The organism is Nostoc sp. NZL (assembly GCF_015714705.1).
Lineage (GTDB): Bacteria > Cyanobacteriota > Cyanobacteriia > Cyanobacteriales > Nostocaceae > Nostoc > Nostoc foliaceum_A.
In genome coordinates, this window is record NZ_WBKL01000194.1 from 73,411 (window position 1) to 96,346 (window position 22,936).

The 22,936-nt window shown below is 42.5% G+C and carries 20 protein-coding genes; 11 read left to right on the top strand and 9 right to left on the bottom strand.

Features of this window, described 5'->3' with window-relative positions:
- The first annotated feature begins 24 nt into the window (after nt 1-24).
- Both arsB and F8R90_RS28575 read left to right on the top strand, forming a co-directional pair.
- Nucleotides 25-1,167: an ACR3 family arsenite efflux transporter gene (arsB, locus tag F8R90_RS28570; protein WP_196513443.1), complete on the top strand. Its 1,143-nt coding sequence runs from the start codon at nt 25-27 to the stop codon at nt 1,165-1,167.
- A gap of 59 nt (nt 1,168-1,226) precedes the next feature.
- On the top strand, nt 1,227-1,682 hold the full coding sequence (locus F8R90_RS28575; RefSeq protein WP_196513444.1) for an ArsI/CadI family heavy metal resistance metalloenzyme: 456 nt from the start codon (nt 1,227-1,229) through the stop codon (nt 1,680-1,682).
- A gap of 401 nt (nt 1,683-2,083) precedes the next feature.
- On the opposite strand, the gene F8R90_RS28580 is transcribed toward F8R90_RS28575, so the two are convergent.
- From F8R90_RS28580 to F8R90_RS28590, 3 genes are all read right to left on the bottom strand, one after another.
- Nucleotides 2,084-3,367: a dihydroorotase gene (locus F8R90_RS28580; protein ID WP_196513445.1), complete on the bottom strand. Its 1,284-nt coding sequence runs from the start codon at nt 3,365-3,367 to the stop codon at nt 2,084-2,086.
- 171 nt (nt 3,368-3,538) lie between these two features.
- Complete coding sequence (locus tag F8R90_RS28585) at nt 3,539-4,891, bottom strand: histidine phosphatase family protein (RefSeq protein WP_196513446.1); 1,353 nt, start codon at nt 4,889-4,891, stop codon at nt 3,539-3,541.
- 301 nt (nt 4,892-5,192) lie between these two features.
- Nucleotides 5,193-5,546, bottom strand: coding sequence for a hypothetical protein (locus F8R90_RS28590; RefSeq protein ID WP_196513447.1), 354 nt, complete (start codon nt 5,544-5,546; stop codon nt 5,193-5,195).
- Nucleotides 5,547-5,921: 375 nt separating this feature from the next.
- Here F8R90_RS28590 and F8R90_RS28595 point away from each other — a divergent pair, with 375 nt between their 5' ends.
- Entirely contained in the window at nt 5,922-6,233 is a 312-nt protein-coding gene (locus tag F8R90_RS28595) for a hypothetical protein (RefSeq protein ID WP_196513448.1), read from the top strand.
- 72 nt (nt 6,234-6,305) lie between these two features.
- Nucleotides 6,306-6,734: a hypothetical protein gene (locus F8R90_RS28600; RefSeq protein ID WP_196513449.1), complete on the top strand. Its 429-nt coding sequence runs from the start codon at nt 6,306-6,308 to the stop codon at nt 6,732-6,734.
- A gap of 91 nt (nt 6,735-6,825) precedes the next feature.
- Here F8R90_RS28600 and F8R90_RS28605 read toward each other — a convergent pair whose 3' ends face one another.
- From F8R90_RS28605 to F8R90_RS28625, 5 genes are all read right to left on the bottom strand, one after another.
- Nucleotides 6,826-9,471 carry a sensor histidine kinase gene (locus F8R90_RS28605; protein WP_196513450.1) on the bottom strand — a complete coding sequence of 882 codons (2,646 nt, stop codon included), beginning with the start codon at nt 9,469-9,471 and terminating at the stop codon, nt 6,826-6,828.
- Between the two features lie 596 nt (nt 9,472-10,067).
- Nucleotides 10,068-11,108 carry an ABC transporter ATP-binding protein gene (locus F8R90_RS28610; RefSeq protein ID WP_196513451.1) on the bottom strand — a complete coding sequence of 347 codons (1,041 nt, stop codon included), beginning with the start codon at nt 11,106-11,108 and terminating at the stop codon, nt 10,068-10,070.
- 60 nt (nt 11,109-11,168) lie between these two features.
- Nucleotides 11,169-12,806, bottom strand: coding sequence for an ABC transporter permease (locus tag F8R90_RS28615; protein ID WP_196513452.1), 1,638 nt, complete (start codon nt 12,804-12,806; stop codon nt 11,169-11,171).
- 3 nt (nt 12,807-12,809) lie between these two features.
- A complete protein-coding gene (locus F8R90_RS28620) occupies nt 12,810-13,820 on the bottom strand; it encodes an iron ABC transporter substrate-binding protein (protein WP_230967019.1) in 1,011 nt (336 codons plus the stop codon).
- A gap of 155 nt (nt 13,821-13,975) precedes the next feature.
- The gene (locus F8R90_RS28625) at nt 13,976-15,052 is read right to left on the bottom strand and encodes an iron ABC transporter substrate-binding protein (RefSeq protein ID WP_196513453.1); all 1,077 of its coding nucleotides are present in this window, start codon (nt 15,050-15,052) and stop codon (nt 13,976-13,978) included.
- 423 nt (nt 15,053-15,475) lie between these two features.
- Here F8R90_RS28625 and F8R90_RS28630 point away from each other — a divergent pair, with 423 nt between their 5' ends.
- The 7 genes from F8R90_RS28630 to F8R90_RS28660 all read left to right on the top strand — a co-directional run bounded on the left by F8R90_RS28630 (nt 15,476) and on the right by F8R90_RS28660 (nt 22,037).
- Nucleotides 15,476-16,081 (top strand): alpha/beta hydrolase, encoded by a 606-nt coding sequence (locus tag F8R90_RS28630; protein WP_331000740.1) that lies wholly within the window; start codon nt 15,476-15,478, stop codon nt 16,079-16,081.
- Between the two features lie 154 nt (nt 16,082-16,235).
- Nucleotides 16,236-16,448, top strand: coding sequence for a protein IsiD (isiD, locus tag F8R90_RS28635; protein ID WP_096539503.1), 213 nt, complete (start codon nt 16,236-16,238; stop codon nt 16,446-16,448).
- A 111-nt stretch (nt 16,449-16,559) separates the two neighbouring features.
- A complete protein-coding gene (gene coaBC / locus F8R90_RS28640; protein WP_196513454.1) occupies nt 16,560-17,777 on the top strand; it encodes a bifunctional phosphopantothenoylcysteine decarboxylase/phosphopantothenate--cysteine ligase CoaBC in 1,218 nt (405 codons plus the stop codon).
- Complete coding sequence (locus F8R90_RS28645; protein WP_196513455.1) at nt 17,774-18,544, top strand: lipoate--protein ligase family protein; 771 nt, start codon at nt 17,774-17,776, stop codon at nt 18,542-18,544. The genes coaBC and F8R90_RS28645 overlap by 4 nt, the downstream gene beginning before the upstream one ends.
- A gap of 202 nt (nt 18,545-18,746) precedes the next feature.
- Nucleotides 18,747-19,103: a hypothetical protein gene (locus tag F8R90_RS28650; protein WP_190896616.1), complete on the top strand. Its 357-nt coding sequence runs from the start codon at nt 18,747-18,749 to the stop codon at nt 19,101-19,103.
- A 103-nt stretch (nt 19,104-19,206) separates the two neighbouring features.
- Nucleotides 19,207-20,229, top strand: coding sequence for a spore photoproduct lyase family protein (locus F8R90_RS28655; RefSeq protein ID WP_196513460.1), 1,023 nt, complete (start codon nt 19,207-19,209; stop codon nt 20,227-20,229).
- Nucleotides 20,230-20,555: 326 nt separating this feature from the next.
- The gene (locus tag F8R90_RS28660; RefSeq protein WP_196513456.1) at nt 20,556-22,037 is read left to right on the top strand and encodes a site-2 protease family protein; all 1,482 of its coding nucleotides are present in this window, start codon (nt 20,556-20,558) and stop codon (nt 22,035-22,037) included.
- A gap of 97 nt (nt 22,038-22,134) precedes the next feature.
- Here F8R90_RS28660 and F8R90_RS28665 read toward each other — a convergent pair.
- On the bottom strand, nt 22,135-22,936 hold an 802-nt coding region (locus F8R90_RS28665; RefSeq protein WP_196513457.1), incomplete at its 5' end, for an RNA-guided endonuclease InsQ/TnpB family protein.

Genomic DNA, 22,936 nt, shown 5'->3' on the forward strand with positions numbered 1-22,936 from the left:
GCTTTTAATTTCAGGCTTAAATCCATGAGTAGGAATCCGCAAGTGAATACAGCCCCAGTGCAAGCAGGGAGTAATCTCAGTTTTTTTGAAAGATACCTCACCGTTTGGGTGTTTCTGTGCATCTTGGCGGGAATTGCTCTAGGAAGATTATTTCCACAGGTGGCGGTGACGCTGGATGCGTTGAGTATCTATCAAGTGTCAATTCCCATTGCAGTATGTCTGTTTTTCATGATGTATCCCATCATGGTGAAAATAGATTTTACTCAAGCTGCAAATGCTATCCGTGCCCCAAAACCAGTTATTCTCACTTTGGTGGTGAATTGGTTGATTAAACCATTCACGATGGTGGTATTTGCCCAGTTTTTCTTAGGTTGGTTGTTCCGTCCGTTAATTGCGGGAACAGAATTAATTCGTGGTGACGAAGTAGCGATCGCTAATTCCTACATTGCTGGTACGATTTTACTGGGAATTGCTCCTTGTACTGCAATGGTGTTGCTGTGGGGTTATCTTTCCTATGGCAATCAGGGACACACTTTGGTGATGGTGGCAGTTAATTCTCTGATGATGCTGTTTTTGTATGCACCTTTAGGCAGGTGGTTATTGGCAGCCAATGATTTAATAGTGCCGTGGCAAACAATTGTTTTGTCAGTACTGATTTATGTCGGCTTGCCATTAGTGGCAGGAATGTATAGCCGTTATTGGATTTTCAAATACAAAGGTAAAGACTGGTTTGAACGGAGATTTATCAAGTATCTCAGTCCAATTGCTATTACCGCCCTGCTGATTACTTTGATTTTGCTGTTTGCGTTTAAGGGTGAATTGATTGTTAGGAATCCCTTGCACATCTTGTTAATTGCCGTGCCACTATTCATCCAAACTAATTTTATTTTTTTGATTAGTTATGTGGCAGCCTTAAAGCTGAATATATCTTATGAGGATGCCGCACCCGCAGCATTAATTGGAGCTAGCAATCACTTTGAAGTTGCGATCGCTACAGCAGTAATGCTGTTTGGCTTAAATTCTGGTGCTGCACTTGCTACAGTGGTAGGTGTTTTAATCGAAGTCCCAGTAATGTTGATGCTGGTTGAGGTTTGTAAGCGAACCGCCGCCTGGTTCCCACGAGAACCGGAAAAGGCAACATTGCGAGATCCACGTTGTAATTCGTAATTCGTAATTCGTAATTCGTAATTAGGAATAATATTAATAAACTTACAAGGAGCAAAATTATGGCACTGCTGAAGACTCATGTGGCTTTGAATGTTACTGACATTGAAAAGTCTGTGACATTTTATCGGGCAATGTTTGGCGTGGAACCTGTGAAGTATAAAGATGACTACGCTAAGTTTGATATTCCTAGCCCAGCGTTAAATTTAACATTAAATCTGGCTTCTAGTGTCCAGGCTGGTGGTGCATTGTCTCATTTAGGTGTACAAGTTGAAAGTACGGAAGAAGTAGAATCTGCTATCCAAAGGTTTACGGAGGCAGGACTAGCATTATTTACCGAGGGCAACACTGATTGTTGCTATGCTTTGCAAGACAAAGTTTGGGTAACAGATCCAGATGGGAACCGTTGGGAAGTTTTTGTGGTGAAGGTGGAAGATACAGCGCCAGAAAAGAATTTGGTGACTACAGTTAATTCGGCTGGGGTAGTTAAGGCTGTTAATAAGCCGTGTTGTGCTTAGAGTAAACCTACTGCAAAGTATTACCAGAGGCAAAAGCCGCCTCTGGTGACTCAGATAGAACAAACAGAGGGGGAGGAATTATGAAAAAAGTGGTGTTTGTTTGTATGCATAATTCCCGCCGTTCCCAAATGGCAGAGGCATTTGCACATACATTCGGCAAAATAAAATTGCTGTCACAATGCTATAAGACAATACAGTTCAGTTAAGCATTTCTTTCTTCCCTTTTTTCTCTTTCTTCTCTTCCTTTGCGCACTTTGCGTCCTTTGTGGTTCGTTAAAAAATTGACTTTGTTTGACAAAGAGTTAAGCCTTAACCCAAGCGTATTGTGCTATACGAGCGATCGCTGTTGCGGTAGTCGAAGCTGTCTGATAGATAATTAAATACAAATTGTTTTACATTTTTCAACGCCAAGTTTGCACAACCTGACCCTTTAACTGTTGTCCTAACCAAGGTGTATTTTGGGAAAGTGTGTAAAGACTTTTTCGTTCAACTTTCCAGGTTTGCTGGGGATCAAATAAAGTGAGTTCTGCTGGTTGATGAGGTAAGATCGCACTGAGTTTTTGCCCCAAACATTCTGCTGGACTAGTACTCAATGCTCGCCATAATTCTAAAGCTGTAAATTCCTCAGTTTCAACAAGATATTGCCACAGCAAAGGTAATGCTAACTCTAAACCAATTGCCCCGGCTGGTGCTTCGGCAAAGGCTTGGACTTTTTCTTCGTAGCTGTAGGGTGTGTGATCAATAGCGATCGCATCTATCACACCTGCACGCACTCCTGCACGCAACGCCGCTACATCACTGGGATTTCCTAAAGGCGGGTCTAAATGCAAGCTAGTGTTATAACTCTTAACTGCTTTTGTATCAAGTAAAAGGTGCATCCAGGTGGTACTGGCGGTGATGGGTAAACCAGCAGCTTTGGCTGAGGCGATTAGTTCCACGCTGCGAGATGTAGAGACGCGCATAATGTGGACTGGTGTACCGATGGCTGCAACCAATTCTAACAGAGCTGCGATCGCACTAGTTTCTGCACTGGCGGGTATTGGGGGTAAACCGAAACGCAGAGCATCTGGCCCTTCTCTCATTACACCATTTGCTGTTAATTGGCGATCGCTAGGCCAAAATGCTACTGGTTTACCCAACGGCTGGACATATTCTAACACTCGCCCCACTAGCGCCAAATTCTCCAGTGGCTCACCATCGCTAAAACCAACAACTCCAGCAGATGCCAAATCTGCCAATTCCGTCATTTGCTTCCCAGCAATATCTAGGGTGATAGCACCCCAAATATTCAGCAAGGGGGGAGAAAAATTGCCCCTTTGTCCCCCTTGTCCCCCTTGTCCCTCTCTCCTCTGGTGCAACTGTGCCAAAATTGCAGGGTTATCAATAACTGGGGATGTATCGGGTAAAATGCTAACTCTGGTAAAGCCGCCAGCAGCAGCAGCTTGTAAGAAAGACAAAAGGGTTTCCCGTTCTTCAAATCCTGGTTCACCGGAGTGGCTGTACAAATCCACTAACCCAGGCCCGAGAACTAATCCCTGACAATCTCTGATTTGAGTATCGGGACTGATATCAGCAATGTGCGAAGCCACTGCTTGGATAAAACCATCAGCAATCAGCACATCAAAGAGTTCATCAATTTCCGAAACTGGGTCAATCACCCGTACTTTTTGCAGCAGTTCAGTCATAAAGTTTTTTAGTTATGAGTTAGGGGTTATAAATTAGGAGTTATGAGTTAGGAGTTATGAGTTATTTGTTCCTCGCCCATCACTTCTAACTTTATTCATCACTCATAATTTTTCACTCCTAACTTTATTCCTAACTCCTGTACAGACGCGATTAATCGCGTCTCTACTCCATTACAATGCCCCTGCTGCTGTTTTATCTAGTACGCCTCCACCGAAGTGAGCGGTGATGTTCATCGCTTGCAATACTGGTAAACCATCGATTCCAGAAGGGTAGTCGATAACGCTGACTGCGCCATTACCCTGGCGGAAATTCCAGAAATTTTCTAGCGATAAACCCAGAATGTGACAAAGTAAGGTTTTATTAGTTGCGTCGTGAGCTACTACTAATACAGTTTTGAATTGATTAGTGGATGCGGTTTGTACAATTGATTGCCAAGCTACAACGCTACGTTCCCAAACCTCTTGCAAATTTTCGCCTTCAGGCATTTGCACTTCGGCTGGTACTAACCGCCAGCGCTGCAACTCTCCTGGAAATTCTTGCTCTATTTCAGTTTCTAATTTTCCTTCCCAGAGTCCGTGGCTGATTTCTCTTAGACCATCTTGCAAGTCTAACTTTACATTAGGATGTTGTTTTAGGATAATCTCTGCTGTTTCTTTAGGGCGCAGCATTGGGCTACTAACAGCAAAATCAATCGCTACCTGTTGAAGAAATTCGCCTGCTTTTTGCGACTGTTGTCTACCGTTGTCGTTGAGGGGGACATCAATTTGCCCTTGAAACCTAGTTTGGCGATTCCATTCGGTTTCGCCGTGACGCACTAGTAATAACCGTATTCCTTGATGATCGGGTCGCAATGAGGGTAGACTTTCCCCAGTGTGTTGCGTCTGATTTAAGGATTCTAGTTGAACTGGTTCGCCCAATCCCCCAGCAAAATTTAGTACGGTGATGCCACAGTTAGATTGCTGTATTGAATGATAGCGACTTGGAGGAATTCCCAAGGCTGTGCTAATGAGGGCGCGATTAATTCCGTTATGTCCCACTATAAGAATAGTTTCGCCTTGATGGTGAGACAAAGTTTCTTGCCAAAACTCCCGTGCTTGTTCGTATAAAGCAAGAACGGGAAAATGTTCTCTTGTTCCCTCTGCATCATTTAGCAGCATCCGCAGTTCATCGGGGCGTTGATGCCAAGTGCGGTAGTCTTCGGCAAATTTCTGCTTGACTTCAGCAGTCAGTAATGCTTCCCATAAGGGTAAGTCGATTTCTAGCAGCAAATCAGAAACTTGGATTACAGCAGATTGTTCAGGATTAGTAGCTAATTCACTATGAATAATATCTGCTGTGTGTTTCGCTCGTTGCAGAGGACTGCTGTAAATAGCATTAAATAAGATATTGCTGAGGGCTTTGCCAACTTTACTGGCATCGTTACGACCTTTCTCGGTTAATGTTGACGCATCAGTGCGTCCCTGAATACGCCGCTCGGTGTTATAACCGCTTTGACCGTGGCGCACAATGATGACACGAGTCATCTAAAAGCCCTCCTCTTATCTAGACGATTAATTCTACTGCAAAATGATTGCAGAATTACCGACTCAGGAAAGCCGATTTAGTAAGATGCAAAACTTTTTGATCGTAGGGGACGTAGGATGAGCAGCAAAAACCGCCGTTGTATTAACTTGCCTTGTACCCTCTTAATTACGAATTACGTTAGCGACGCAGGAGCGTCATTACGAATTACGAATTAGTAATTAATTATTTAGGAGGTGTAGGGGCACGGCACTGCCGTGCCCCTACGGGTGTACCTTGCGTAAACGAGAACTTTATACCCGATTATTCTCTCCCCAGATCCAACTGTACTTGCAATCCATCATTGTCACTTCCAGACTGAGCCGGTGTTAAGAAAACAGAAGTGTCGGGCTGTGATAATGATTCGTTAAACTGTATTCTGACTGGAGTTTTATTGTCTCTTCTATTATTGTTGGAAATGCTTGCTGGATTAGTTTGCTCAAAAAAGCTTCTAAAGTCATCTTGGGCAGTTCTATGATCAATTCCAACTAAAGAATCACCAGTTAATCTGTATTGCCCTGGATTTGAGCTTGATGCTGGTAACTGTGCGTAGACTTGGCTTCCTAAGTTTGCAAAGGCTGCCGTAATCCCCAAGAAAGCAATAATTTTGGCGTTCATTTTTTTTGTCCAAAGTATCTTTAATATTGCTTGTCTATTATTCTCTGGGAAAATGATTTTAATTAACTCTATCGTGAGGTTCTACTACAATAATTTTATTGTGTATATACTTGGCTCGTCAATGATTCTTACTGTTTTAGACGTTGCCAAGCTATAACTTTTGTATCACTTTAGACTGTAAAGTTATTTGGTTTAGTTTCTAAGCGATCGCACTTACAACAGTTTTCTTTTGTAACTGAAAAATGCGATTATAGCGAGTTTTATAGTACAAAATTACATCACGAGGTGTAGGGGCACGGCAATGCCGTGCCCCTATGAGTGTGGGTGTACCTCACGTAAAGTCTGTATCCTGCTTTGACGGGAGGCAGAGCCAAGTTGATCGCATTCCCAGTTGGAGACTGGGAACGAGGCAAGCATAAAATCATCCTGTTCATCAACAAAATCATTCTGTTCATCAACAAAATCATCCTGTTCATCAACAAAATCATCCTGTTCATCAACAAAATCATTCTGTTCATCAACAAAATCATTCTGTTCATCAACAAAATCATCCTGTTCATCAACAAAATCATCCTGTTCATCAACAAAATCATTCTGTTCATCAACAAAATCATCCTGTTCATCAACAAAATCATTATTTTTGCGACAATTACTGATATTTACATCACTTCGGATACTAATTTATGAGGACTTCACTGAGCTAAGATACAGCTTTAATAAGGCAAACTGGCTCTAAAGCAGTATGAAAGGGATACATTTATGCCTAGTCAAAAACGTACATATCGCGTTTTAGAAAAAGCTGAATTAAGAACGGCGGGACTTAAAGCCATTGATCCTACTATGGATTTTGGGGATGGGCGTAACTTGGAAAGCATGACACAACTAATTGAGCAATACCGTACAAAGATAAATGCTTATAATACTGCTCTAGCCGTGATTGACTCTTCTAGAACTGAGATGGATGAATTGGACAAAAATTTAAGTGACCTAACTGAAAAAATGCTCATTGGGGTTGCTTTTAAATACGGCAAAGATAGCCGTGAATATGAAATGGCGGGTGCTGTTCGCAAAAGCGATCGCATCCGCAAAAGCACAGCAACACGTTTAAAGGCGACTCCAAAAGAATCAGCTAGTGAGAATACAAAAACTGCATCTCTTAGTGGACTGGATGGAGCGATCGCAGAATAAATTGAGTCAGAATTGAGTCAGAGACTCAATGAATGCATTCCCATACAGAGTATGGGAACGAGGGAACGAGGAAATAGTGAATTTTAGCTTTCTACTCGCCATTCTTAGACCTTTTCCACGGTAGTTTGATTGTAAATCGACTACCTTTGCCTAGCTGACTTTCGGCATGGACTTTACCACCGTGTAACTCGACAATTTTTTGCACCATCACTAATCCTAAACCAGTGCCTGCGGAACGATGGGTGGAGGGATTTTCAACTTGCACAAAAGGTTGAAATAATTGGAAAAGGTCATCGGAAAGCATACCAATACCTGTATCAACCACACTGATAAAGATATATTCATTTGTGGAAGTTGGTTGGACTTCAATCCAAACTTTGCCTCCGTCGTGAGTAAACTTGATCGCGTTAGTTAATAGGTTAATAAATACTTGGCGAATACGACGCTCATCGACTTGGATGGGTTCGAGTTCTTCAGGTATTTGTAGACTCAGTTGGATATTTTTCTGAAACGCTAAATGTTTGACAAAACTTAGACTAGAGTCACACAATCCTTGGATCGAAGTGGGAGCTAGTTGCAGTTTTATCTTCTTGGATTCAATGTCGGTAAGCTCAAGGATTTGATTAATCAATTCTAGTAAATTCTTACCGCTGGCTTCGAGGGTATTTAGGAACTGGCGCTGTTGTTCGGTTACAGGGCCGTACACTCCTTCTTGGAGTACTTCTGTGATTCCAAGAATGGAGCCTAAGGGATTCCTCAGTTCATGGTTGATGTTTCTCAAAAAGGTGCTTTTGGCACGATTTGCCACTTCGGCAGCTTCTTTAGCCTCACGCAGAGCGGATTCTGCCCGTTTGCGATCGCATACTTCTAAAGTTAGGGCGGCAAATTCAGTTATTGAACTAACGAAGTTTTGCTCACTCAGTTCCCATGTCCGGGGAATACCAACTTGCTCATACAATACCGTTCCTACAACTTCACCCCCAACCCAAATGGAAGTATTAATTAGAGATAGGATGTTATTTGGTTCTAGCAATTCATCCCTTAATTCTTGTACCCGTGGATCGGTGCGAGTATCGGTGACGATGATAGTACGGGCAGATGCTAAAGCTTTAAAGTAGATTAAATAATCTGCAAGGTTGCGTTCTAAACCTGCCGAATGTCTTTGATTACTACGTTCGTAGAGACTTATACATTGTAGTTTGGTGCGTTCGCGATTAAATAACCACACACTGACTCGTTCTATTTCTAAGGCATTTGCTGCTTTCTCGGTGATGACTTTGAATGCTGTTTCCAGATTTCCTTCTGAAATTGCTCTGTGATTTGCCAGTTCTGCAAGTACTCGATTATGCTGGCACAGTTTTCGCTCGCTGTTACTACCTTCTTGAATCTCTTGCTGTAATTCTTGAGTTCGCTGCTGAAGTTGCAATTCTAACTCTTCATTTTTGGTAGTCTGTGCAGTAAAGGTTTTGCGTAATTGCTGCATCATCTCGTTGAAAGATCCACCCAGCATCTCTAGTTCTTTAATACCTTGTACTATCACCACTGAGTCTTTGCCATTGGGAAAATTGGCTAAATCTTTTGTTGCTGTGCTGAAGTACAGAATAGGCTGAGTTATCCAACGGGCGGTGATAATTCCCAATAAAATAGCTAATCCCAATGCTCCCAGACAAAGAAAAATTGTAGTTTGAGTATTGCGATCAATTTGTCCCATAAAGTCTGCTTCTGGGACAGCTACTATTATCAACCAATTGACATTTGGTTCGTCCTGTAACGGTCTAACTTCTAAAAATTGTCGTTTGCCGTCAAAGGAAAAATCTAGTTGCTGTAAACTGTTAATTTGGTCTAAGTTACTAAATTTAGTTTCTAAATATTTAGCGGTTGCTTGAGTAAAAGAATTCCTGCTCTGGGAAGCTGCTAACCTAATGGGTTTACCATTTTGTAAACGGAATGGTTCTTCTGTTGTAGAACTTGCTACTAATAGCCCCGATCGCTCGATAATAAAAATTTGCCCAGACTCGCCAACTTTAATATTTTGCAGCAAATCCCCAATTTGTGATATATGAGTTAGAGTGCTGTTGACTCCGAGTAACTGACCTTGGGAGTTATATATAGGTTGAGATGCACTAATTAGAAGTGTTGGTTCAGTGAGAGGTGTAAATATCTGACTAAAGCTGAATTTTTTGGCGGTAACTGCTGCTTGATAATCAGGACGCGATCGCGCATCATAGTTTTTAATCACCTCTGGTAGTTGAGTACGTTGACCTTGAGAGTCAATTTTGTAGGTGTAGAGGTCGTACTCAGTTGACTTGTCGGCTTTTCTGAGCAAAAATTGGCGATCGTTGAGCTTTTCCACCGCTAGGTGTTCTTGCTGTTCATTACTTGCCGTTAAGGCAATTGCATCAGGAAAAATCTCTAACTGCTTTATTAAGTATGACTCCCAGGTTGCCAGATTTTCCATCTTCAGCAACCCGATGTCAATCACATTTTGATTACTGCGTAGTACTTGACGCGGGGTTGAGAGATAAGCCTGTAAATTCTGCTCAACCCGATTGGCGACTTCATGACGTAATTCGCTGGCTACCTCATTGACTGCTTTTTGCCCATTGCTGATTGATAAGTATGTAGTTAATCCTACAGCTAGCAAGATTTGCAGCACAAACAACGCTACCAGAATGCGACGCAGGGGTACGCCTTTAAACAGGGAAAAAACACCACTTTGCTCAAGATTTTTGTTCATCTGCCCACTTCCCCTTCCTGTCCTGTAGTACTGAGTACAACACTTCGAGTTTGCTGTCCTGTGGGCTTATGCATAATTTGTACTCGGCCGGGTCAAGTGCCAATATACCACTTCTGGCAAAACAACAAAACGTTTAGTTAGCTGCACCTGTAGATTTTACCAGCCAAATATTGCGATCTTTAAAGCGACTAAGTACTAAGTATTGAGTACTTAGATGAGAACGGTAATTAACTCATCCCACCGCTTTAATCCGTGGGGAAATTGAAGTTATTAGTTATCCAATACGCTTGAGTTAAGAAGAATATAGCGCTTCTCGGTTGAGTCTACTCTGAAAAAGTCCCCTAAGCCGCAGTTGTCGATTCCAGAGAAACCTTATAACCAAAGCTTTGCAGATATTATCTCGTTCCCATGCTCTGCATGGGAATGCCTGATTACGAGGCTATGCCTCCAGTCAGGCATTGAGTCAGAGACTCAATGAATGCATTCCCAGTCGGAGCCTGGGAACGAGTCAAGCCTTATCAAGCTAGGTTTTTAGGACTTGTGTGTACACTAGACCTCTTTTGTGGCGCGTACAATCTGGGATTTAACAGCAAAATCTACTGCGGAAAAAACTTTATAGTATCACTGGCTATAGATAACTCCACCCTTGCACCCACAGGTAATGCTATATCTTTCAGTGTCCGCGCATGGAGTTCTTTACCAGAAGGAGTTTGTAAACAATATTGGTACTCACGTCCTAAAAATCGTCGGGTGCGGACGACTACGGGCGCATCGGTATTAGGCTTTAATATAAAGTCTTCTTGGCGGATCATGATTTCACCACTATCATCGATGTGGTTTGCTGTTAACTCAAAACTACCAATTTCTGTTTTCCATAAATTACCTTGACGACGAGCGGGAAGGAAGTTAGCTTGAGTGACAAATTCGGCAACGAATCTTGATGCTGGATGAGTATAAATTTCTTCTGGTGTGCCTAGTTGCTCTAAATGTCCTTGGCGCATGACACCCACTATATCTGAAATAGCTAATGCTTCTTCTTGGTCGTGGGTAACAAAAATTGCTGAAGTACCCGCTGCTTTGAGGATGTCGCGTATTTCTTCTCGCAAACGCAATCTAACTTGAATATCAAGATTGCTTAAGGGTTCATCTAAAAGCATGAGTTGGGGTTGGGGTGCTAAAGCGCGGGCGAGTGCAACCCTCTGCTGCTGTCCACCTGAGAGTTCGTAAGGGTAACGTTTTTCTAAACCTTCGAGTCTCACCAAAGTAATGACTTCGGCTATCCGTTTTTGTATTTGTTGTTTACTGAAATGTTTCAACCCAAAAGCCACATTTTCTGCCACATTTAAATGGGGAAACAGGGCATAATCTTGAAAAACAACGCCGATGTCGCGCTGTTCGGCTGGGATGCAAGTAGAACTATTACAAACTATCTGCCCACCAATTTTAATTTCTCCTGCTTGCGATCGCTCAAAACCAGCAATCATTCGCAACAGGGTAGTTTTACCACAACCAGATGGGCCAAGCAATCCTAATATATCTCCTTGCTGCAACGTCAAAGATACGTTATCTACAGCAGGGAAGGCACTTTCTGCAAACCGCTTGGTGACATTTTGTAAATCTAAAATTACTTGTTGCATAGGGAGTGGGAAGTAGTATAGTTCAATTACTTGAAAAGCTTCAAATTAAGGGGTCAAATTCTATAAGTGATTTACTCCTTCTGCCCCCTGTTCCCTGCCTCCTACCTCCTTCAAGACTTGCTCTTTTTTGACGTTCTCTTGAGATAGCACCAATAAAGTTGAACCCATAGAAACTAGTAGCATAGCTAATGAAGCCGCCGCCGCATCGGCAAAATCTACATTTTCTGTAGCTTGCCAAATTTGCATTGCTAAAGTACTAAAGCCAATAGGCGCTAACAGCATTGTGGCGGGTAGTTCTTTTATCGCTGTGAGAAATACCAGCACCGCACCACTCAACACACCTGGTTGTACCAGAGGTAGGGTAACTTCTCTTAAAGTTTGCCAAGCATTCCTACCTAAACTACGGGCTGATTCTTCTAGCTGGGGATTGACTTGCAAAAGCGAACTGCGGACTGTTCCCACTGATTGCGGTAAAAATAAAACTAAATATGCAAATATCAGCATCGGCAGAGTTTGGTACAGTGCTGGCAAATAGTTGGCACCAAAAAATACCAAGGATAAGGCAACAACTATTCCTGGAACTCCAAAACCTATATAAGAACAGCGTTCAATTATGGCGGTGATTTTACTCGGAAATCTGACTGCTAATATTGCTACTGGTAAGGCAAAGATGGTGGTAGCTAAAGCCGCTAATCCAGCCGCGCCAATGGAGTTGAGAATGGTGGGGAATAAATTGGGGAAAGTATAGCCACCGTTAAGTCCGCGAATCAGCCAAAATAGGGTGATACCTACTGGTAAAACTACACCAAAGCTAGTGATTAGCAGACAAAAGCCGAAAGCTGGCCATTTCCAAATTCCCAATTTGACAATTTTTGGTGGACGTAGAGAAGCGGAACCACGACTATAATAAGCTGCACGCGATCGCATTCGATATTCCAGCCACAAAATCAGCAGTACTAATGTCACCAACATCAAAGACAAAGCTGCGGCTGAGTTCCGATTAAAGCTAGTTTTATATTGTAAAAAAATTGCCCGTGTAAAGGCATCAAAGCGCATCAGCGAAGGTGTACCAAAGTCGCGCAAAGCATACAAAGCTACTAATAATCCACCTGCAATCAGTGATGGTTTCAACTGTGGCAAAACTACCTTAAAAAAGGTTTCTCTACTACCATAACCCAAACTACGAGATGCTTCTTCTAGAGATGGATCAATACCTTGTAATCCAGAACGCACACTCAGCAGCATATAGGGATAGGTAAACAAAGTGATTGCCAAAACTGTCCCAGGAAAACCATAAATGGAAGGTAATTCTTCTACCCCCAATGGTTGAAGCAACAGCTGCAAAAAGCTACCCCGTGGTGCTAAAGTTGCAATCAGCGCAAAACTGCCTACATAGCTAGGAACAGCTAAGGGTAATGTTGTTGCCACTAACCAGAAACGTCTTCCTGGTAAGTCTGTCCGCACAGTTAAAAATGCTAATGGTACGGCAATTAGTGTGGAAAATAACGTCACCGTTGCCGCCATTGCCGCACTGTTGAAAAAAACCATAATATTGCGGGGACGAGAAATCAATTCCCAGAATTCTTCCCCGCCAATACCTGCGGTGCGAATCACTAAGTATAGCAATGGCAGGGCAATGGCAATTGCCACTACCGTTGCCGCTAATGTGAGAAATAATGGAGGGCGAACCGCTTTCAACTGTTACAAAACTCCTGCCTGCTGTAATAAATTCAACGTTGCTGGCAAATCATCTAAATCTGTCAAGTTAACATTGGGTGGATTTAGCTTACTAATTGGTACTTGTTTTGATGGCGCTGGGATTCCTTTTACTAAAGGATACTCGTTAGTTTCTTGAGCAAAGTAATTTTGTGAACTCTGTTTGAGCAGATAATCAATTAAAGCTTCCGCATCAGCTTTTTGATCAGTGGTTTTCGTAATAGCTACTCCTGCCACATTAATCATTGATCCTGCATCTTTGCTTGTGTAGTGGTGAGCAACAGGAAAGTTCGGATTATCTTTTTTGAAACGATACAAGTAGTAATTATTCACTAAACCAAGATGAACTTCTCCACGTCCCACAGCTTCGACGATCGCAGAATTTTTACCGTAATCTTTGACACCATTAGATTTCATCGCTTTGAGCCATTGGAGAGTCTTTGCATCGCCATCTAAGACTCGCATTGCCGTAACAAATGACTGAAATGAGCCGTTTGTGGGTGCCCAGCCAACTTTACCGCGCCATTTCGGTTCTGTTAACTGCGAAATTGATGTCGGTAGTTCCCCTTGTTTAACTAACTTGGTATTGTAGTCAATTACACGAGCGCGACCAGAAATTCCTAGCCAATGCCCTTTAGCAGAACGAAAGCGAGAATCAACCTTATTTAGCAGTTTGGAGGCAATCGGTAGTGTTACCTGTTTTTTCTCCAAAGTGCCTAAAGCACCAGCGTCTTGAGCAAAAAACAAGTCTGTACGGCTATTTTTCCCTTCTTCCAAAAGTGCGATCGCTAATTCAGCAGTATCGCCATAACGCACTTGAATATCCTGATTCAAGTCTTTTTTTGCTTTCTCTATTAAGGGGCCAATTAGTTTTTCTTCTCTGCCTGAATAGATTACGAGGGTTTTCGTTTGGGCATTTACAGCCACCCCGATTCCCCAACCGAGCGTTACAGCTAGAGCTAATGCTGAAACTTTCAGCAATGGTAAACTTTTCAATCTCCAATCCTCCACCTTAATACTTACCAGGAAGTTTTTGCAATAATCTTGGTATTCTCAACCTTTACCATTAACCTGTACTGGTAAGCAACAAAGTTTCTCAAAAAATTTAGATTTTTCCTACCTTTGTCAGATGAATTCCAACCTATAGCGGGTTATATGACTTGTACTTGCTGCATGAGTTTGAGTGTTGTTTCTAAATCGCTCAGATTACTTAAATCAATTTTTTGAGTTTGTTTTTTAATTTGTTGGAGAGATTTTAGTTTACCTTTGGGTGCAACAGCCGAAGTTAGAGGATACTCATAGGTTTGATTAGCAAAGTAGTTTTGCGCATTTTCATTCAGCATGAATTCGACAAACTTTTGAGCAATATTGGGATGTTTGGCGCCGTTAAGAATTGCTACACCTGCAACATTTACCAAGGAACCCACATCATCGGTAAAATGATGCTCCACAGGAACTTGAGGATTATCTTGTTTGACTCGTTCTAGATAATAATGATTGACAAATCCGACAGCAATTTCGCCGCGAGATAAGGCTTCTACGATCGCAGTATTATTAGGATAAACTTTAGCATTATTAGCTTTAATACCTTCTAACCATTGCCTAGCTTTGTCTTCTCCTTCTGCAACTCGTAAGGCGGTGACAAAAGATTGAAAGGAGCCATTTGTAGGTGCCCAGCCAATTTTACCTTTCCACTTCGGTTCAGTAAAGCCAAAGATAGAAGATGGTAATTCCCCCGGTTTTACTAATTTAGAATTGTAATCTACTGTCCGCACCCTCCCCGAAATACCTAGCCATTTCCCCTCTGGTGAACGGTAGGTACTATTTACCTGATTGAGAAGAGATGTTGGTAACTCTACTGCTCTATTTGCTTTTTGAATAGCTCCAAGGGCGCTAGCATCTTGGGCGAAGAAGACATCTGCGGGACTGTTTGCCCCTTCTTCCAAAATTGCTGATGCTAACTCAGCAGTATCGCCGTAGCGGACTTGTACCTTAGCATTGGTTTGTTGCTCAAATTGTTTGATAAGCTCACCAATGAGTTTTTCGTTGCGTCCTGAGTAGATTACTAGCTCTTTTTCTAATACACCGCTAGAAGCCGTAGCTGGCGTAGCCTGCGTTGATGGCGATTGGGCAGTATCTGTGGGAGTTTGATTAGAATTACAAGCGATCGCTAATCCACCACTAGCAGTTGCTAGTCCCACTATATAGACAAATTTGCGGCGTTTCATAAGCTTTCTCCGGTACAACACATACTCTTAATAAGTTTATTGAAATATATTACTATTAATTTAGGAAGCTTGCATAGTAACATTTTAATGTAAAATCAGACTAGGATATTTTGCTAATTCAATAGATAGAAGCTATTCATTTCTTTGTTAGGATAATTAATTATCCATATTATCGACATTTATTAGAATAATCATCTAAAAAGTAATTGATAATTATTTGTATTAAATAAAAAAATAGCTAAAAGCAATAATTTATAAATAGGAATTATTCTTGTATATAAATTGGTAAAAAATGTTTTCAGACAAAATTACCATCTGGCTTTTGCTTGCTAGCACCATAACGACGTAGGTATTTTTTGGGCAAGCAGATAGGATCTATTAAAAGAGTAAAATTTTAGGAGTAAACCTCTGTCTTTACAAGCTATCACCGTTAAGAGAGAAACTTCTCAACCCCCCGCAGGCTTAATTGTCACTTTGCATGGTTGGGGAGCTAATGCTGAGGATGTAGCATCATTGTTACCCTTGCTCAACTTACCTAATTACCAATTTGTATTACCTGATGCACCTTATCCTTATCCCTATTCCCCTGTAGGGAGGGCATGGTATGACCTGAGGGTGGAAAATATGTATCAAGGGTTGCCAGAAAGTCGGCAACTGCTAACAGATTTCTTACAATCTTTAGAAAGTACCACTGGCGTACCTTTGTCACGCACAATTTTGAGTGGATTTTCTCAAGGCGGAGCGATGACTTTAGATGTCGGCTCAAAATTGCCCTTAGCAGGCTTAGTTGTCATGAGCGGATATTTACATCCTGACGCACTAAAGGCAGATCAAAGTGGGATTCCACCTACTTTAATCAGCCACGGGAGATATGATGAAGTTGTGCCCCTGCAAGCTGCTTTGAAGGCACGAGAAACTCTCAAGTCTCTAGCAGTGGTAGTAGAATACCACGAATTTGATATGGGGCATGAAATAAATCCACAAACGTTAGAGGTGCTACGAAATTTCGTTGTAAATACAATTGCTTAGTCAGCATTACGAATTTTTTATAAATTCTGGTACAAATTCTGACATTTTTCACGAAATTAATGACCTCTAATGAGTAATATATATTGGGTGGCTGCGTTCAGCGCAACTTAACCCATGCTGAAGGCGAGTGCTGCATAAGGGAGGGGCGAACATTATGACAACTCTAAGCATTTCCAGGAAAGAAATTGCTGCCATGACTGCGGCAGAAGTAGAAGAACTGGCTACACGTCTGGAGCTAGATAATTATAGTAATGCTTTTGAGGGTTTAAATGATTGGCATCTATTGCGAGCGATCGCATTTCAGCGCCCAGAGTTAGTTGAACCCTATATCTACCTTTTAGACTTGGAACCCTACGATGAAGCGTAGTTGAGAGTTAGGAGAGACGCAATTAATCGCGTCTGTACAGGAGTTAGGAGTTGGAAATTAATATTCGTAACTACTTGCTCCTAAATTACTACTTACTCCTAACTTTTTACTATGACTAATCCAAAATTGAACAGAGTTCTAATTGGTGTAGGTGGCGGTATCGCCGCCTACAAAATCTGTGAATTGGTTTCGACGCTGTTTAAAACTGGGGTGGAAGTCCGAGTCATCCTCACCCGTTCGGCGCAAGAATTTATCACGCCTCTGACAATAGCCACCCTATCTCGTCATCCCGCTTACACAGATGATGATTTCTGGAAACCAACTCACTCTCGTCCTTTGCATATTGAGTTGGGTGAATGGGCAGATGTCATGGTAATTGCCCCCTTGACAGCTAATACATTAGCCAAGTTAGCCTACGGGATGGCTGATAATTTACTCACAAATACCGTGTTAGCTTCTACTTGTCCCGTGCTATTAGCACCCGCAATGAATACGGATATGTGGGAACAGCTATCAGTGCAGCGAAATTGGCAACAGCTATTGATAGATAGCCGATATCATGGGATGAATACAGCATCAGGATTATTAGCGTGCGATCGCATCGGTGCTGGTAGATTAGCAGAACCTCCAGAAATATTAGCTCACATCCAATCGTTGTTACACACTCAAGGTAAACGAGATTTAGTAGGTAAACGAGTGTTAATTAGCGCTGGGGGAACACGAGAGTATCTTGACCCAGTAAGGTTTATTGGTAATCCTTCCACAGGTAAAATGGGATTGGCTTTAGCGCAAGCAGCACTTCACCGAGGCGCAAACGTTACTTTGGTACATGGCCCAGCTAATTGGGATGTACCATTAGGAGTACAAGCGATTCCCGTCATTAGTGCAGAGCAAATGCAGCACGTGATGGTGGAATGTTTACCCAACGCTGATATCATTGTGATGTCAGCAGCCGTGGCAGATGTGAAGCCACGAGATTATAGTACAGAGAAATTGCCCAAGCGATCGCTCCCCCAAGCTTTACCTTTGGAACCTGTACCGGATATAGTCGCCCAATTAGCACAACTTAAGCAGCCGCATCAGATATTAATTGGTTTCGCAGCACAAACTGGCGATATTATCAAGCCAGCATTAGAAAAGTTACAGAAGAAAAAATTAGATGCTATTGTTGCTAATCCCATCGATCAATCTGATAGTGGTTTTGGAAGTGATAATAATCAAGCGATATTTTTAGATAGCCAAGGAAATCAGGTAGAAATTGCACCTTGTTCTAAATTAGAAATGGCGCATCAATTATTTGATTTTCTTTCCACAGTCCGAAACAGATGAGACAACTAGCAACCGAGTCACCATCCACTTGGCGTTTCATCCCAATGCTTCAGACATCAGGAGCAGTGCAAATGGCGATCGATGCTTGGTTGTTCAACCAATGTGAAAAGGGACAGCACCCACCTACCTTGCGTTTTTATACATGGTATCCCCATGCACTCTCCTTGGGACATCTGCAAAAACAATGGCCTACCGAGTGGCATAATCTGATTTACCAGGGACAGGAACTCGATCTAGTTCGTCGGCCAACGGGAGGTAGAGCTGTTCTCCACCAAGGAGATTTAAGCTACGCCCTGATTACTTCAGCAAGTAGTGGAAAAAGCTGGGATACTTATAAAAACATCTGTAACTTTTTGATCCAAGGCTGGGAAACCTTGGGTATTGAGTTAAATTATGGTTCTGCTGGACGAGGTTACATTCACAATCCCAGTTGCTTTAATACAGCAACAGCGGCTGACTTAGTTACTGCCGATGGAAGTAAATTTATTGGTAGTGCCCAACGCAAGGGAAGAAATACCATTCTTCAACACGGCTCGATGATTTTGTCTACAGACAAAGGTTTATTTCAGGAAATCTTTGAACAATCGGCTCCGTGGAATACCTCGCTTTGTAACACACAGGAACAGGATGGCTGGATTGTAAAGATTGTGGAGACACTGACAGAGACAGCCAAACAGTACTTTGGCATAGAACTAGTTACCCAAGCATTTACTGATCTCGAATGGCAAGATATCCTCGAATTGCGATCGCTGTATGAAGTGCGTTAGCGTAGCTCACCGTAGGTATCGCCTATTCCAAAACTTGAGGTTATGTAGAAAATAGGAATAGTGTGACTGACATATAGATATTCAGCAGCAATTGGGAAAGGAAACTACTACTTTGAATTGCGTATAACCCGTATGGCCTATGGCTTTAAGTCATTTTCCTAGATTTTAGAATATAAGTAAGACTTAAAAATTACGCTTCTATATGAAAATACTCTCATCAGAGCTAGTCCATTTGGGATTTGGCAAATATGTGCGTTCTGACCAAGTAACAGCAGTTATACCAATAGAAGAAGAGCGAGGCCCAGGGCGAAGAACCTTTGTTCACATTCAAGGGCAAAGCGATCCAATTATCGCCTCTCGCGCTGAAGATACCATCGTGCGTGATTTAGTACAAGAACCACGCGAGGTTACTCAAGCCCGTCAGCAGCAAGAAATTCTTCAAGATTTATTGGTAAATCTAGGTAATGTTAATTCGACTGTGCGACGAATTAGCCGTGATGAAGGCACTTTGGATCTTGATTTGTTAGAACGACGAATTAAGCAAGTCCTTGAAAATTAATTGCAGAAATCAGCAAACTAAATAACGGAGAAAGATATTGCTGAATACAATTACAGACCAGGTTTCAGTATCAGATACACAAACAAGATCAGCAAGATTGTGGATACCTGAACGGGTACTGTTTACACCTGCTGCCCTAGATGAGGATTGGGGGCAGCAGATTCTTGCACGTGTGCAGTCACTCAACTTACCAATAGAAGAACTATCACAAAACCGCCTGAAGGGTCTGCGCGGTGAATCTGAGCGGGATACTTACAACATCGCCAAGCGTACCTTAGCGGTGGTTACTGCACCACCCAGTTCTTTTAAACTGAGTCCCATCCCACCTTCTGCGGATTGGCAGTTTCACATTGCCGAAGGTTGTCCTGCTCACTGTCAATACTGCTACCTAGCTGGTAGCTTATCGGGACCACCTGTAACCCGTGTTTTTGCTAATTTACCGCAGATATTAGAGAACTTAGCTAACTACGAGCAGCAGGGGAAAACCACAAGTTTTGAAGTTAGTTGTTATACAGACCCATTGGGTATTGAGCATTTAACTGGCAGTCTTGCTGAATGTATCCGTTACTTTGGCACTCGTACCAATGCACATCTACGCTGGGTATCGAAGTTTGATGCTGTGGATGGATTACTCGACCTACCACACAATGGGCATACCCGATGTCGGATGAGTGTTAATGCTGCACCGATTTCTGGCAAGTTTGAAGGTGGTACAGCATCCGTAGCATCCAGACTTAATGCATTGCGACGGTTGGCGTTACCACAAGAGCGTGGCGGTGGCGGTTATCCAGTAGGCTTGGTGATCGCGCCAATTATGCCGATAGACGATTGGCAAATGCACTATAGTTATTTGTTTGACCAGATAAACGAGGCACTAGATTTTGACTGTGATCTTACCTTTGAGTTAATCTCGCATCGGTTCACGCCTGGGTCAAAAGAAGTGTTACAAACTTGGTATCCGCAATCAAAGTTAGAGATGGATGAGGCAAAACGCAGTATCAAGCGTAATAAGTTTGGTGGGACGAAGTACGTTTACGATAAGGACACCATGAAGGCGTTGCGTTGCTTCTTTGAGAGTGAGATTACTAGACGCTTTCCAAATGCTGAAATTCTTTATTGGACTTAAAAGACCACTTCGCTCAAATACAGTTTGAGCAAATTAATTATTGGGCAAGAGAGCGATTGATATATTATGCGATCGCTCTCTTTTCAGCTTGCTCAAAACCTAGTGGTCTGTCCCAAAAGTTTTGATGAGTTCGTAGTAAGCACTTCAGTGCTTAAAAATCCAGGAGTAAAGTCCTTACTACGAACTTTTTTAGCCTTCGCCTGGGTTTGGCTACGCCCACTAAAAGCCGCATAATTTGGGCAGACGACAGGCGGCGTTATACATTAATAAGTGTATCTGCAATACCGGACTTGTTCTGGCTTAGTCTCAATAGCAAAGGTTTGGAGATGTTTACTTTATCAGAAACTTCTATCCTGGCGGCAATCCTACTGTTAGCTTTAGGCATTTTGGGCTGGGGCTTTTATCGCGCCAGACCTTTTGGTAAGCTGGGAATCTTAGCCTGGTTACAGTCGGTGGTGTTGATGACTCCCTGGCTCCTGTTTTTTGGATTGTTTGCCGCAGGGATTTACATCAATATAGCGGGTATATTGTTCTTAGTGGTGACTTCCGCTGGATTGTACATCTACTTGGGCAGCCAGTTACGCGCAGCTGGGCAAGATGCTATCCTCAAGCAACGCGCAACAGAAAGACTTGCCGCTGCTTCCTCACTTGAAGCAAATTCCTCACAACCAACAGCAGCAGGACTGAAACCGGAGATCCCGCCGATACCGGAAGATGACTTGAATGCAATTAAAGGCATTTTCGGTATCGATACGTTTTTTGCCACAGAAACGATCGCCTACCAAGATGGAGCCATTTTCAAAGGCAATTTGCGGGGAGAACCAGAAGAGACTCACAACCGTCTAACTGCAAGTTTACGGCAACGCCTTGGCGATCAATATCGCCTATTTTTAGTGGAAAATACAGATGGCAGACCAGTGGTAATTGTCCTGCCAAGCCGCAATGATCCCCGGCCGATGTTGTTATCGCAAAAAGCTTTTGCCGGCATTTTATTAATAGCAACTATTGCCACAAGTTTAGAAGCTGCGGGATTACTGCTGAATTTTGATTTCTTTGGCAATCCAGGGCGGTTTAAAGAAGCTTTGCCCATAGGTGCTGGGATATTTGCGATTTTAGTAGCTCACGAAATTGGTCATTGGTTACTTGCTCGGCGTCATCAAATCCGCCTTAGCTGGCCTTTCTTTTTGCCGGCCGTGCAAATTGGTTCCTTTGGTGCAATTACCCGTTTTGAATCTCTGCTGCCCAACCGCAAGATATTATTTGATATCGCCTTGGCAGGGCCAGCCGCAGGTGGTATCGTTTCTTTGGTAATGCTGGTGACGGGCTTGCTACTTTCGCACCCAGGTAGTTTATTTCAATTGCCAAATCAGTTTTTCCAAGGGTCGATTTTGGTGGGAAGTTTGGCGCGAGTTGTCCTTGGTTCGTCTTTACAGTCGTCCTTGGTAAGTGTTCATCCTTTAGTGATAATTGGTTGGCTGGGGTTAGTTATTAACGCTTTGAACTTAATGCCCGCAGGACAACTAGATGGTGGGCGCATTGTCCAGGCAATTTATGGCCGCAAAACCGCAGGACGGGCAACGATCGCAACTTTAATTTTACTGGCGCTAGTGTCTCTCGGTAATACTCTTGCCATGTACTGGGCGATCGTGATTTTCTTTTTGCAACGGGATCAAGAACGCCCCAGCTTGAATGAAATCACTGAACCTGATGATGCCAGAGCCGCTTTAGGGCTTTTGGCTCTATTCTTAATGATTACCACACTTCTACCCTTAACTCCCGGCTTGGCTGGGCGTTTGGGAATAGGATAGTGCTTATGGAGCCAACACCCAAATAAGCAATATCCGCAATTCGAGTGTGCGCTCAACTTACCAGAGTTTATAAACGATTGACACTCCCCCAACAAGCTTACGCTGTGGTGGGGGATTCTTGTTTCTTAGAAACACGCTTTTGAGCACAAGTGCCAACGAGTCTTACTGCTTCTCCACAAGCTTGAATTTCTGCGTGTCCCGCAGTATTTGTTGACAACCCTTCTCTACGAGAGGCTGCGCCAACGACTTCGCTCAGGGCAAGTATTCTAATCCCCTCTTCCCTCAAGTTCCGCGATGCATTTTCATCTCTGTCATGGGTTGTTTGGCAACTCAAACAAATCCATTCACGAATACTTAGATTCAGTAAATCATTCTTGTATCCACAACATGAACAAAGCTTTGTGCTGGGGAAGAATCTGTCAACTTGAATAAATTTACCTCCCTCTCTTTGGAGTTTGTAGCTCATGAAATTAAGCAACATACCAAAACTAGCGTCATACATTGATTTGGCTAACTTGGTACGTGCTAACCCTTTAACACAAAGGTTTTCAGCTACAATGACTTGGTTTTCGTCAACTAACTTACGTGAGAGTTTATGAAGGAAATCTTGCCTAGTATTTGATATTTTTTCGTGAACTCCGGCAACTACTTTTACTGCTTTACGCCTATTTTTAGAGCCTTTGACTTTACGAGATAAAGCTTTTTGTCTAATTCTTAGTCGTCTAGCATATTTTCTGGTAGGTTTAATTGGGTCAATTTTGTAGCAATTCTCACCGTCAAAGACAGTTACTAAACTATTTAACCCAAGGTCAATTCCTGATATCTTTCCAAGCTTTGCTGTAGTTAATTTGTCAGTCTCAAACAGGATTGCCGCAAAATACTTATCTGTACTTGTTTTG